Source organism: Autumnicola patrickiae, assembly GCF_031846525.1.
Taxonomy (GTDB): Bacteria; Bacteroidota; Bacteroidia; order Flavobacteriales; family Flavobacteriaceae; genus Autumnicola; species Autumnicola patrickiae.
Map to the genome: position 1 here is coordinate 17,584 of NZ_JAVRHM010000032.1, position 12,276 is coordinate 29,859.

Here is a 12,276-nt window from a genome sequence, read left to right on the forward strand (position 1 = left end):
TCTTTTATTTATAAGTCATTGTAAAATAACTGTTGTCTTCTTCGATAAATTCTTGAAAGTTCAATAGACCTTGTCCATTTAATTTCTCGTTAACAGTATAATTTAGTTGCTTAATGCGAATCCCCCACGCATAGGTCTTAATATTGATCTTTGAATTAATAGTTTTTTTGTTGTCATTGAACTTTCGGTCATATATCTTTATAATACTTTTGGAACCAAAAAAATCGAGCAGTCCCGAATCAAAAGTCATTTCCAATTCTATATTTTCAAGGTTGTCCAAATCGTAAAGCCTTTTAAATTTTTCAGAGGTGGTATTAACCTTGGTCTGCCTTGATTTTGGGTTGGAAAACGGCAAAGCCATTATTATAATACTGGCTTCATCAGGCTTACAGAGATAGGTCGTGGTGTATTTATCGGTCAATTTTTTGTCTTTATCCAACAATTCTGTAACTACCTCAATTTCATAATATCCATTTTTCTTTATTGTTTCACCCGCTTCAAATATTTGTTTATTGAGAAAAGCACCTTTTTCATCAAAATTCTCACGAATGACCACTCTGCCTGAAATCTGCCCTATAAGCATTTCCGTTTGTCCAGTCATTGTGATGCTGAATAAGATAAATAGTACTATAAATCCTTGTTTTCTCATATATGGTGCATTAATTTCTTTACCTCTTTTGCAATAATATTGCTTAAATCTATGCCATTGGATGGATGCGGAATGGTATTGCAGGTAACTATCTTTTCTACTCCGGAATCCAATAAATCTTGATAGGCATTTCCTGAAAAAACGGCGTGAATGCCTACGCAGATAGGGGGTTTCATTCCTGCTTTTTTCAGATGTTGTACGGTTTCAATCATTGTTCGCGCGGTGGAAATAATATCATCTACCAAAATGGGTGTGGCATTCTTGTACTTATCCATATCAGGAACAGAGACTTCCACGTCACGGTCGCCGTGACGTACTTTCTGTAATACCGTAAAAGGTGCGCCAGCATTTTTAGCGACTTCGGAAACCCATTGTTCACTTTCCAAATCGGGCCCGATAAGTACCGGGTTTTTGATGTATTTCTTGATCCATTCTGAAATGGCATCAGCAGCGTGAATTACTTTATTTGGAATTTGATACACTTCTCCCAAAGAACTAATTCTATGCAAATGAGGGTCAACTGTGATAATGCTATCGGCAAAACCTGAAATCAATTTTCCAAAAAAACCGGAATTCACTCCTTCACCTTCATTAAATACTTTGTCCTGACGCATATACGCCAAATAGGGTGCTACCAAGCAGGTGCACATTGCTCCCAAGGATTTGGCTGTGTGGCTTAAAAAATATAGAGGCAGCAGTTTCTCGTCCGGTTCGTGCAAGGTGCATACCAGTACCACACATTTATCTTTAACATCAGATAATATACGCGTGTATGACTCCCCGTCAGGGAATTTACGCACGTTGGCTTTCCCTATTTCAGCATCCATTTTTTTTGCTAAAAGCTCTGTAAGTTTTTCATTTCCGGGAAGGCTAAATAATATTGTTTTCATAGCACGTTTAAATTATGGTTATGATGTCGTTATGGTTATTTTTATATTCCAATGCATAGTTAAGTTCGCCTTTGGATTCAGCATATAAAGTATATAGCAATTGATTCTTTTCTATTTGTTCTCCCAAATGGATATTTAATAGAATTCCTGCCGAAATAGATTGAGGTGCTCCTGAAAGCTTTGCGAGCTTCGCTATTTTTCTGTTATCAATTCTTTTTAAAATTCCGGATCTTTCGGCTGTAATTTCCATCTTATGAGGTGCTAAAACAGGTTTTGAAAAGCGTCCTTGTGCTTTGCAAATGGCCACAAATTTTTCATAAGCTTTTCCAGATTTGAGAATTTGACGTGCTGTTTCCAGTCCCTTTCCTTTTTCTTCTTTTCCAGAAAGCTCAAATAGTTCAGCGGCTAAAAGCAATGCTCTTTCTGTTAGGTCTTTAGGTGCATCAGCTTCATTTTTCAAAACTTTTAATATATCAATAGCTTCTAAAGTGGGACCGATACCCCTTCCAACAGGCTGCGTTCCATCAGTAACCACAGCTTTTGCCTTCAACCCAACAGCAGTGCCAACGGTTTCCATATGATTTTTTAATTTTAGAGCCATTTCAGTACTGCGAACCTTGGCGGTTTCACCAATTGGAATATCAATGACAACGTGAGTAGAACCTGCCGCCGCTTTTTTAGAAAGTACAGAAGCGATGAGCTGACCTTCACTATCGATATCCAAAGCTTTTTCAACTTTAATGAGCACATCGTCGGCAGGACTTAATTGCGCTGTACCTCCCCAGACAAAACATCCTCCTTCTTTTTCGACTACAGCTTTTATTTCTTCGGAAGAGAGCGTTACATTGGTCAATACTTCCATCGTATCTGCTGTACCAGCTGGTGAAGTGATGGCACGTGACGAAGTTTTAGGCATTGTAAGTCCATAAGCGGCAACAATAGCTACTACCAATGGGGTTGTTCTATTGCCTGGTAAACCACCAATACAATGTTTATCGACCACAATATCTTTACTCCAGTCCAACTGTCTTCCTGAAGCTATCATTGCTTTAGTAAGGTCGCATATCTCATCAATATCCATTCGGTCGCCCGCACAGGCTGTAATAAATGCCGATAGGTGAATGTTAGAATAATTGCCTTCTACGATATCGTTGATGATGTTGTTATAGGCTTTAAAATCCAGTTTTTGATTATAGATTTTAGCTCTTACGTGGCTTAACGATTCAATAGGCTCCAAATGGGAAACATACAGCATTTCATTTTGGGAAACATTCAGTTTTTTTGCTGCAGCATCCGAAAGGCCTATTTCATTTGGTAAAAGAAGGCCGGAACTCAAAACGTTCAAGCTTGCGACGATTGAGGTGGTTGCATTTGATATCCTGATCCTTGTTAGTGCTACAAACCCTTCAGAACTACAGACGTGGCAATCCTCACGCATATACACTACATATTCGTTTTGGGTGTAAATCCCGAGATGTTTATATTTTAGTATGTTTGAGTGTGGGTCCATTATTTTATTGATTGCTGGGATTTATTCTATTTCTTCGATGGTGTATAATTGCGGAATTTCTGTATTCCATCCATAGGTTTCCTTGATACCTTTTTGTAATGCTTCTGCACTTTCTTTTTCACCGTGGACAATGAATATACGTTCGGGCTTATTTTTAATGTCGCCCATCCATTCTATAAGTTCTGCGTGGTCTGCGTGTGCCGAGAGACCTTCAATTTCAGCGACCTGCATATTGAAAGGCACCCATATTCCATAGACTTTTAGTTCTTTCTCACCTTCCAACAGCTTTCTACCACGTGTGCCTTCAGCTTGATAGCCTACAAAAAGCAAGGTGTTATTTGGATTTTGTGCCTGTGTTTCAAGATAGTTGAGCATTCTTCCGCCTGTGAGCATTCCACTCCCTGCAATTACAATTTTTGGTCTGTTATCAGTTCTTAATTCCATTGTTTCGCGATAACTGCTAACAAGTGTAAAATGTGAACACATTTCGTCACATTCGTTGTCTTCCAATCTGTGCCAATCCCGAGTTCTATGAAACAGTTCCAATACGTTGGCACCCATTGGGCTATCCATAATCATTTGAACTTTAGGGATTTTGTTCTCCTTGAGTAATTTCCAAAAGATAAGCATCATTAGTTGGGCACGCTCTACCGAAAAACTGGGAATAAATAAGCTGCCACCTCTATTGATGGTATCGTTGATTAATTTTTCGATTTTTGGAAGCGCTTCTACTTCATCAGGATGAAACCTTCCTCCGTAAGTGGATTCAACGAAAAGTATATCCGCTTTTTTTGGTTTAAGGGGTGGATAGAGCAATAAATCATTGGTTCTACCAATGTCTCCAGAGAAGACAAAGCGTTTTCCATAAATATCCAACTCAATATAAGTTGCACCCAGAATATGCCCGCTGTACTGGAACCGAGCCCTGATACCATCAAATAACGGAATCCATTGTGCTTGTGGAATGCCCTTAAAATGCGGAATGGTTTTTTCTACATCCTTTAAATTGTAAAGCGGTTCTGCGAGACTGTGTTTGGAATAGCCTTCTTTATTGGCACGTTCTGCTTCCTGTTCCTGAATTTTTGCACTATCGTTCAATATGATTTTTGCAATGTCCAAAGTAGGATTCGTACCATAGATGGAACCATTGAAGCCTTGTTTCACCAACCTCGGCAGATAACCTGTATGGTCCATATGGCCGTGGGTGAGCAAAACAGCATCAATATTTGCAACATTAACAGGTGGGTACTCCCAGTTTTTAAGGCGTAATTCCTTTAGCCCTTGAAAAAGTCCGCAGTCTATGAGTATCTTTTTATCTCCTGTATCCACTAAATATTTTGAGCCGGTTACTGTACCTGCTGCCCCCAAAAAGTGAATGTTTATTTGATTAGTTTTCATCGGTTGTTCTAGGATTAGATTTTGCATAGTTCAAGTGAATCTTCCAGAATTCTTTTGTGTCGGGAGTTGGGAATCCCTACTTTATCCAACAAGTTCGGACTTTCGTGGAGTTCTTTACAGAGAACAATGCCTTCATCCAATAATTTTGTTTTCTCAGCTTTCGTTAAACTTGTTAAGGCTGTTAAGGGGTGCAATCCCGCCTGGTCAATTCTATCTTTGAGTCCACTCTCCTTTGGATAATCCCAACTGGTCATTAGCAGGCCAACACAATTGCCATAGTTTATGGCATCAGATGTAAAACGTGTATTGGTATATAAACCTCCTTTGTGGATTTTGTTCTGGTGACCCTTTTTACGTCTCCACTGTTTTTCCACATCTAAAAAACGGGAATGGATGTACAAAGGAATTTTTACATTGCAAAACCTGCCTTGATCACTATGGTATTTACATTCAATCATATAATGTTTTTCACCTTTTTGCGCTATCACATCCACTTCATGCTGAACGCAATTGCCTTGTACAATCACACCAACCTTTGTTTCAAATCCTTCGTGTGCCAATAATTTGCCTACCAACTTTTCAAATGGGAAGCCAGAAGGGCCTAATTCCATCAATGCCTTTTTAAGCTTGTATTTAAAGGCACTTACTCTCGATTTTGCCTTAAGCATTTTAAACGCTGCCTCATAGATCCTTTTAGTGGTCATCCCTTCTTCAAGCTGTTCATACACCTTATGAGCTATATCCTTAACAATAACCTCATTTGCTCCCGCCCGCCTAAGGGAATTGATGAGTTTTTCAATTTGGAAATCCTCATACTCACCCGAAGACTTTTTAACCAGGACTGATCTTTTCATAGTCACATTTTAATTGTCATAACGGGCAATTCAGAATGGTTGGTTACCTTTTCAACGGTGCTACTGGAGAAGAGACTTAAAAATCCCGTGCGCCCGTGCGTACACATGGCAATAAGATCCACATTTTTGTAGATCAAAAAATCATTTATTCCTTCCTCTACACCCGATTCGTTATAGACATTCATTGAGTAAGTTGTGAGCCCTGGGAAATTTTCAAGGAAATCTTTTATAGGTTGCAGACTCTTTTCAATACTATTATAATCTGTTGTAGTATTCACCTTTAATAAATGGATACGTGCATCACATTTTTCAGCAAGTGATTTTACGTGTTGAAATTCTTCTGTCACATCTTCTTTAAAATCTGAGACAAACAAAATGTCTTTAAAAGGAAAAGAAACATCCTTATCTTTAACTACGATGACAGGCACCTCGGCTTTTCTCACTATTTCTTCTACATTGCTTCCCAGTAATTCACGAATTCCTCCTTTTGTGCCACTACTACCGGTAACTATAAAATCATGTTCAAAATGACCGCAGTGGCTTAGGATGTTGCTTATTTCACCATTATATTCCAAAAAGGTTCTGCATTTAAGTCCAAGGCCCTCTGCTTTTTTTTCTAATTCTCTCAAATCTGCCTTCGCGCTGCCAATCTTTAATTTTGTTTCGGGGTATAGATCTTCCTTCTGTTTGTCCAGTCGAACCCAGTCAACCGGGGTTTTTACGTAATGGAAGAAATGGATTTCCGAATTGTAAAATTTAGCCATTTTGAGCCCCAGCTCCTCTGCTTTTTGACAATTTTCAGAAAAATTGGTAGGTACAAGTATATTGTTCATAATTTAAAATTATTAGTTATTTCACATTATCGTTTTTGGTATTTTTTATCTTAAATATATCCTGGACATCAGAAACATATATGAGACCATCACCACTTTTTCCTGTTTTGCCATTTTGACGAACGATGTCACAAATAGCCGCCACTTTACTGTCCTCACAGACGATTTCCAGTTTATAGATCTTGCTGTGGAGGAATGGTAGTTTGAGGGAAGGCCAATCTTCTCCAGGATCTGTGTAATCGCCGGTTCCTTCTCCCTCAAAGACTGTTAAACAGCAATGGCCCTCTCTCCTCAAGGAAGAAATCACCTCCTTAATTTTATTTGGCCGTATGAATGCTTTTATTTCTTTCATAACCTCTTATTTATTGTTATTGATAAATCATATTCCTAACGTGCGGTTGGTTTTAAGTATGGATACGTGCCCATCTTCTATGATACCTGTGAGTGCTCTTATCGCATCAATAGTTTCGGGGATTACAATAGCCTGGTTGTCTACCACATAGGCATAGAAGAGTTCGTCTCCCTGTACTTTCAACATATCCTCCCAAAGTGCAACTTCGTACATGTCCCCCCAGGGTCTTCCCATATCCAGGAACATTTCTTTTATAGTATTGTTTGAAACCAAACCCTGCTCGTACCGAATCATCTTAATTCTTGTCGACGTTTTAAAAGCATTTAAAACTTCATCTTTTGAGGCCTTTTTTGTCAGTCGCACATTCCAGTAGTGCATATGGCTCAGGGTTTCAGGTACTTTTACTGCAGCAGTAATAACATCCAGTTCGGGATCTACACTTTGAGCATCGGGACCCTGATGACTGGGAATATCTTTTTCAGGAACCATTGTATTCATGATTCCCCCCATATGGCTTTCCCAGGGATCTGTTGCTCTTCGTAAAAGAGTACCGCGGGCACTTTGTAACAGATTTGCCCTTTTTAGAGCCGTAAGAGTTCTTAAAATGGAGGTGGTGTTGCACGAAACCACCCGCGTAGCATCTATGTTTAGAGCGGTTTGGTAATTGTTTTCGGCACTGAAGGAATGGCCCGCAGTTTCATGCTTTTCACCTCCTTGTACAATAAATTTTTTACCTTGACTTTTGTATCGTTCTACGTTTTTTGCGGCAACTTTTTTAGGGGTGCAATCCACAACCAGGTCCACCTGATCTAAAAGCTCTGTCATTCCGCCTTTAACGGAGAATCCGGCGTTTTTCATTTCCTTTTCTGCTTCTTGTGTCGCGCTGTAAATATTGTAGTTTTTTCTTACCGCATTTTCTATGCGCCAGTCACTTATGATATCACAAATGCCGGTTAACTCCATATCATGTTGTTTGTCAATGGCATCGGCAACTCTTTTGCCGATGACTCCATAACCTACTACTGCTATTTTTTTCATGACTTCCAATTTTTTAATTTGATCTTGTTCCTTTGTTTCACATTACTTTCGTGTTTAAAGTAACCTGATTATGCTTTGGATGTACCAGGCGAGTGGCTTATCTCGATTAAAAGTGTATTTCAAGTAGATCCTTAATTACAAAAGCATTAAATGCAGCAGTATCCTTTAACCTTTTACTTGAGCATTATAAAATGCCGCTACACAAGCACCGATTAGCCAGCTTAAGATGAAAACCTGGATAATTCCAAAGAACACCTCCAGTACAGGCACATCCATTCTTATTATACTACTTGTGTCCAGTCCGTGTAAAAGACTGTTAAAGAACTTTACTGTTCCTTCCCGCCCCACTGTGGCCATCACCAGTACACACCCCACATAAAGGAGAGCTCCGGTAAGACCGAGTGCCAAACCAAATTTTTTTATGTTTAATCGATACATATTTTCAGATTTTAAAATTATTTATCCGATTCTAATAGCTTCTTTTGTTCTTCGAACTGTTCCTTCGAAATTTCGCCACGTGCAAATCGCTTTCTTAGGATGTCCAGTGGTTCTTCTCTTCTTGTTTTTTTTCCCCATTGTGTTGGTATCATGAAAACCCAGATAAGAAAAACTATCCAGATGAACCACCAGATGAGGTGCATTCCAAAAAATCCATCATAATTGTGCATGTCTTTATTTTTTTTGATGTTGGTTTGTTACTTGATCTTTGCTTTTTTTCTTTAAATTCTCATCGGTTAACCCGTGAGTATGATCTCCATGCCGCATAGGCATCATTAGATGTATGGCAAACATTATGATGATAAATGTGAAAAGCCAGACATCACCACCCAATCCAATTGATGGGGCCAAAAAGATGAGCAAAAGAGGTAAAACACATCCGATGATCATCCATAACCAGTGATTTTTCATTTTAATTTATTTTAATGATTAAACAATTACTTCATAGAGTATATTATAAGTTAACAAAAAAGATGTTTTAAAAACATGATATTGCTCAATTCTGCCCAACATTCAATACTCTTTGTTGACTGTATAGGTTATTTTCTCATCTATTTATCTTTAGTTTTGTTGATATTGAATCACTTTAGTTGATTTATTGGAAATTGTAAAAGATTGTTTCTTAAATTGAATTTTTATGTCGGATTCAACTTCATCCAGAGGCTCTATTCGACAACTATTGGCCGAAAAGTTTAACTGTAACCATACACCTCTATAATTGATCTTCATACTGAGGGAATTTATCTCTTTGGGTAATTGGGGATTTAGCCAAAGCACATCATTTCGGATCTCCAAACCTGTAAAACACCTTTGTACAATATCTATGGTACCTGCCATAGCGCCCAGATGTATACCCTCGGGTGTGGTGCCGCCCTGCACATCTTCAAAATCACTAACAAGTGCCTCTCTGAAACAATGCCAAGCACATTTACGATCGGATCTGGCCACAACCCAGGAGCGAACTATTCGGCTAAGAGTAGAACCATCTGAGGTTCGGGTAGCATAATAGTTAATATTATCAGGAATGTTGGATGTATTGAAATCATACCCTAAACCTTTAAATAGCTGTACTAATTGTTCAGAAGAAAAAAGATAAAAGAGCATAAGCACATCTGCCTGCTTTGAAGCCTTGTAGCGATTAACAGAGTCACCCTCGGCATCTAATATTCGGTCAAGCCGGTGAATATCGCTGTACCTTTTTCGATAGACTTCCCAGTCGAAATCCTCCAACCGTTCATAGCCTTCAAACTGGGCGATGATCCCTTTTTCAATAAATGGAATAAATAATTTGCTTCCCATTTCTTTCCACTTTTCCAACTCCCTGTCATCCAACTGCAGCTCTTGTTTTAAGACTTCCCGACGGGTAATTCCAATTAAATCAAATGCTTTAAGGGTATGGGAAAAAAGCCAGGAAGCCATGACATTGGTGTAGGCATTGTTATTTATTCCTGGGCTATCATTTCCAGGATAGGCGGTATGAAATTCGTCGGGGCCTACTACTCCTTTTATTTCGTAGCGCTTTTTTAAATCGCACCAGCTGGCCAGTTCAGCAAAGAGACGAGCGATTTCAATTAACATCTCAGCACCGTAAAATTTCATGAAGTTTTTATCTGCCGTCACTTCATAATATTGCCAGATATTATAAGCTATAGAGAGATTAACATGACGCTGGAGGTATGTATTGTCTGGAACCCATTGTCCAGATTTCGGGTTTAAATGAACCACCTGGCTTTCTTCCCGTCCATTGCTTCCGCTTTGCCAGGGGAACATAGCTCCATCATAACCTTCCCTTTTAGCGAGTTTTTTAGCTTCTTCTAAGCGTTTATATCGATAGAGGAGCAGGGAACGGGTAAGGTCAGGTAGGCGGTAATTAAGAATTGGGAATATGAATAACTCATCCCAGAAAATATGGCCACGATAAGCCTCTCCATGCCAACCTCGCGCCGGTAATCCAACATCCCGACCAATGGTAAGTTTAGAAGCCGTTTGAAGCAAATGAAAAATATGTAATCTGAGGAGGAGCTGAGAGTTTCCCGATGCATTGACGAAAATATCAAACTTGTTCCACAATCTTTTCCAGGCTTCAGAATGTCTTCTTTTTACAACAGAAAAATCTGCCTGACCATTTACTTGCTTCAAAGCATCGTTGAGCGGTTCACTTATTGCATCGTCTTTGGAGGTAAAAAGGGACACCGTTTTTTCTATAGAAACTTGTTCTCCCAGAGTCACGTGAAAAGTGAATATTTCACCAATTACCTCTTTTCCCCGAAAAAACTTTCGTATTACATCCAGCTTTTGAGTTTTAGAAAAAATAACGCATTTAGCTGCCTGAGCCATATAGAGGAGGGATTGATTCGTTTGAACCAGAATGTAAATGGCATTTTCTGCTTCTCCTTTTTTAATTATTTTTAGATGCTGATTCTTTAAAGGTTTATATCGTTTTACGCCCTCATTTTTTGTTGATCCGTCAAGGGTAGAGCGTACTTCTACCATTCCGGACCAGTTTACCGGCACAAAATCCCATTTTATGGCGGCAAGGTGAGGATTATCCATACTTACCAGTCTTGTACTGATAATCCTTGTTTCCCGCTGTTGTTCATCGATGAAGTGCATCTCCCTTCTCAGGATACCTGCAGAGATATCAAGTTCCTGAACATAATTCAAGACCTGTAATTTTTCTAACTGAAACCAATTCTTATCTCCTTCCAGCCTGAAGCTAAGGTGCAGCCAGTTAGGCCAATTGACCAGGTCTTCATTTTCAATGGTCTTTCCTGCTACTCGCGATTTGAGCCTGTTGTAACCACCTTGCAGGTATGTGCCCGGGTAATGAGTGCCATCAGCTTTTGATTCTTCTGCTGCTCCCCTGGTGGCGAAATAGCCATTGCCAAGGGTACATAGAGCTTCCCGGAGACCCTCTTGTTCTTTTCTTAAACCGTCATATTTCAGCTTCCAGTTTTGCATAGCTTCTATTATTTTTTTAAACTTTCTGACGATCTAAGTTTCTAGAGGCCGCCATCACCTACATAACATTCTGATCATGTTTATAATACCATTAATTCTCCTTACAGTTAATACCTCTAAAGTTCATATTCCAATTGTTTTTCCAATATTTAATAGGTAATCTTTTTCTCTTAATGACTTACTCCAATAATCATAGCTGCCGTCATTCCTAAAACCATTACGATGCCGCCGACTGGAGCCAGGCCCTTGTGCATCCAGTTTGTAGACCTTCTTTTTTGTTGGGATTTATGAAACTTTTCTGGATTCTTTCTAAAAACTGTCAGACATTCTTCAGAATCAAAATAGTGCGTGTTTTCCATGTATTTAAAGTTTATAGCACTTTTCTCGCTAACGACTACCCCACATACAGGATCCACGTGTTGACCTTGAGCTAAATCTATACGGCTGCTGCTACAAGAGGTGAAGGTGAGCAGGGCGGTAATCCAAATCAAGAGTATGATTAGAAAATTTCTTTTTCTGAGGGTGCTCGCAAAAATCGATTTCATCTTTTTGATTTTTTTTAATTTTTTTATTCCACCACTATAAGTACCAGTCTCTCAAAAATGCCATGGACAGAGCTAGAAGAAAGAGTATTACAAAAGCACATATTGCCAGAAATTTATCACTCTTTTTGGCCTTGGAACGATGCCGCTCTTTCTTTTTCGTTTTCTTACTTGATTTTCTCCTTTGTTCCCTGTAAGATCTCATGAAAGATTTTTACGGTACTTATGATTCTAGACAGTTTCTAGTTTTAAATATTCCACCGGAATTGAACTATAATAAAACTCCGGTAATTCACGCATCGTGCCTGCCAATGGGCCGGTAAATAATGTGGGGGAGGGGTACGGTTAATTTACCGGCCCATATATGCAGGGCTTAATCTCTTATCTAACTTTTAACTTTTCCTGCTTCCAAAGCTCTTTTGTACGTAGCTTCCGATTTGTAATAGGCTACTGTGCCATTTTTGTTTAGCAAGACGATAAAAGCTTCAGATTTGTCAACTGCCTCGCCGGTTATAGGATCAACAGCCATACGGGCGGTTTTTTTTTCGTTAAGGGTTTCAACGCACATATTACAACAGCCATAGTAGATCTTACCATTTACACCTATTGGAATTTGAGCTTTGGCCATGTAAGCATCGTTGACCATACATACCAGGTCATTGGGTACCTGATCTCCAATTCTATAATTATGCTCTGCTTTCACAGCACTTTCTGCTACTGAATTAACCTCTGTTTGCGTTATTTGCACTTT

General features: G+C 39.1%; 14 protein-coding genes. All 14 read right to left on the reverse strand.

The window, feature by feature from the left end; translation table 11 throughout:
• Window positions 1-4: 4 nt before the first annotated feature.
• The gene (locus RM549_RS18040; RefSeq protein ID WP_189602881.1) at window positions 5-649 is read right to left on the reverse strand and encodes a hypothetical protein; all 645 of its coding nucleotides are present in this window, start codon (window positions 647-649) and stop codon (window positions 5-7) included.
• Window positions 646-1,539 carry a ribose-phosphate pyrophosphokinase gene (locus RM549_RS18045; RefSeq protein WP_189602880.1) on the reverse strand — a complete coding sequence of 298 codons (894 nt, stop codon included), beginning with the start codon at window positions 1,537-1,539 and terminating at the stop codon, window positions 646-648. The genes RM549_RS18040 and RM549_RS18045 overlap by 4 nt, the downstream gene beginning before the upstream one ends.
• Before the next feature lie 7 nt (window positions 1,540-1,546).
• Entirely contained in the window at window positions 1,547-3,049 is a 1,503-nt protein-coding gene (locus RM549_RS18050) for a thymidine phosphorylase family protein (RefSeq protein WP_189602879.1), read from the reverse strand.
• A 21-nt stretch (window positions 3,050-3,070) separates the two neighbouring features.
• On the reverse strand, window positions 3,071-4,447 hold the full coding sequence (locus tag RM549_RS18055; protein WP_311687364.1) for an MBL fold metallo-hydrolase: 1,377 nt from the start codon (window positions 4,445-4,447) through the stop codon (window positions 3,071-3,073).
• Between the two features lie 14 nt (window positions 4,448-4,461).
• A complete protein-coding gene (locus RM549_RS18060) occupies window positions 4,462-5,301 on the reverse strand; it encodes an ATP cone domain-containing protein (RefSeq protein WP_189602877.1) in 840 nt (279 codons plus the stop codon).
• A 2-nt stretch (window positions 5,302-5,303) separates the two neighbouring features.
• Window positions 5,304-6,134: a universal stress protein gene (locus RM549_RS18065; RefSeq protein ID WP_189602876.1), complete on the reverse strand. Its 831-nt coding sequence runs from the start codon at window positions 6,132-6,134 to the stop codon at window positions 5,304-5,306.
• Between the two features lie 16 nt (window positions 6,135-6,150).
• The gene (locus RM549_RS18070; RefSeq protein WP_189602875.1) at window positions 6,151-6,486 is read right to left on the reverse strand and encodes a P-II family nitrogen regulator; all 336 of its coding nucleotides are present in this window, start codon (window positions 6,484-6,486) and stop codon (window positions 6,151-6,153) included.
• Window positions 6,487-6,513: 27 nt separating this feature from the next.
• Window positions 6,514-7,524 (reverse strand): type II glyceraldehyde-3-phosphate dehydrogenase, encoded by a 1,011-nt coding sequence (locus RM549_RS18075; RefSeq protein ID WP_189602874.1) that lies wholly within the window; start codon window positions 7,522-7,524, stop codon window positions 6,514-6,516.
• Between the two features lie 165 nt (window positions 7,525-7,689).
• Window positions 7,690-7,962, reverse strand: coding sequence for a DUF5676 family membrane protein (locus RM549_RS18080; protein ID WP_189602873.1), 273 nt, complete (start codon window positions 7,960-7,962; stop codon window positions 7,690-7,692).
• Between the two features lie 17 nt (window positions 7,963-7,979).
• Entirely contained in the window at window positions 7,980-8,192 is a 213-nt protein-coding gene (locus tag RM549_RS18085) for an SHOCT domain-containing protein (RefSeq protein ID WP_189602872.1), read from the reverse strand.
• A gap of 4 nt (window positions 8,193-8,196) precedes the next feature.
• Window positions 8,197-8,433, reverse strand: a complete 237-nt coding sequence (locus tag RM549_RS18090) for a hypothetical protein (RefSeq protein ID WP_189602871.1) — start codon at window positions 8,431-8,433, stop codon at window positions 8,197-8,199.
• 150 nt (window positions 8,434-8,583) lie between these two features.
• Window positions 8,584-10,983 (reverse strand): glycoside hydrolase family 65 protein, encoded by a 2,400-nt coding sequence (locus RM549_RS18095; RefSeq protein ID WP_311687370.1) that lies wholly within the window; start codon window positions 10,981-10,983, stop codon window positions 8,584-8,586.
• A 170-nt stretch (window positions 10,984-11,153) separates the two neighbouring features.
• A complete protein-coding gene (locus RM549_RS18100; RefSeq protein WP_311687372.1) occupies window positions 11,154-11,474 on the reverse strand; it encodes a YHS domain-containing protein in 321 nt (106 codons plus the stop codon).
• 436 nt (window positions 11,475-11,910) lie between these two features.
• Window positions 11,911-12,276 (reverse strand): hypothetical protein (locus RM549_RS18105; protein WP_311687374.1); only part of this gene is annotated, 366 nt, incomplete at its 5' end.

Bases quoted from the DNA above. Each gene is read 5' to 3' on its own strand.
- RM549_RS18040 (WP_189602881.1), bottom strand. From the start codon at position 649: ATGAGAAAACAAGGATTTATAGTACTATTTATCTTATTCAGCATCACA.
- RM549_RS18045 (WP_189602880.1), bottom strand. From the start codon at position 1,539: ATGAAAACAATATTATTTAGCCTTCCCGGAAATGAAAAACTTACAGAG.
- RM549_RS18050 (WP_189602879.1), bottom strand. From the start codon at position 3,049: ATGGACCCACACTCAAACATACTAAAATATAAACATCTCGGGATTTAC.
- RM549_RS18055 (WP_311687364.1), bottom strand. From the start codon at position 4,447: ATGAAAACTAATCAAATAAACATTCACTTTTTGGGGGCAGCAGGTACA.
- RM549_RS18060 (WP_189602877.1), bottom strand. From the start codon at position 5,301: ATGAAAAGATCAGTCCTGGTTAAAAAGTCTTCGGGTGAGTATGAGGAT.
- RM549_RS18065 (WP_189602876.1), bottom strand. From the start codon at position 6,134: ATGAACAATATACTTGTACCTACCAATTTTTCTGAAAATTGTCAAAAA.
- RM549_RS18070 (WP_189602875.1), bottom strand. From the start codon at position 6,486: ATGAAAGAAATAAAAGCATTCATACGGCCAAATAAAATTAAGGAGGTG.
- RM549_RS18075 (WP_189602874.1), bottom strand. From the start codon at position 7,524: ATGAAAAAAATAGCAGTAGTAGGTTATGGAGTCATCGGCAAAAGAGTT.
- RM549_RS18080 (WP_189602873.1), bottom strand. From the start codon at position 7,962: ATGTATCGATTAAACATAAAAAAATTTGGTTTGGCACTCGGTCTTACC.
- RM549_RS18085 (WP_189602872.1), bottom strand. From the start codon at position 8,192: ATGCACAATTATGATGGATTTTTTGGAATGCACCTCATCTGGTGGTTC.
- RM549_RS18090 (WP_189602871.1), bottom strand. From the start codon at position 8,433: ATGAAAAATCACTGGTTATGGATGATCATCGGATGTGTTTTACCTCTT.
- RM549_RS18095 (WP_311687370.1), bottom strand. From the start codon at position 10,983: ATGCAAAACTGGAAGCTGAAATATGACGGTTTAAGAAAAGAACAAGAG.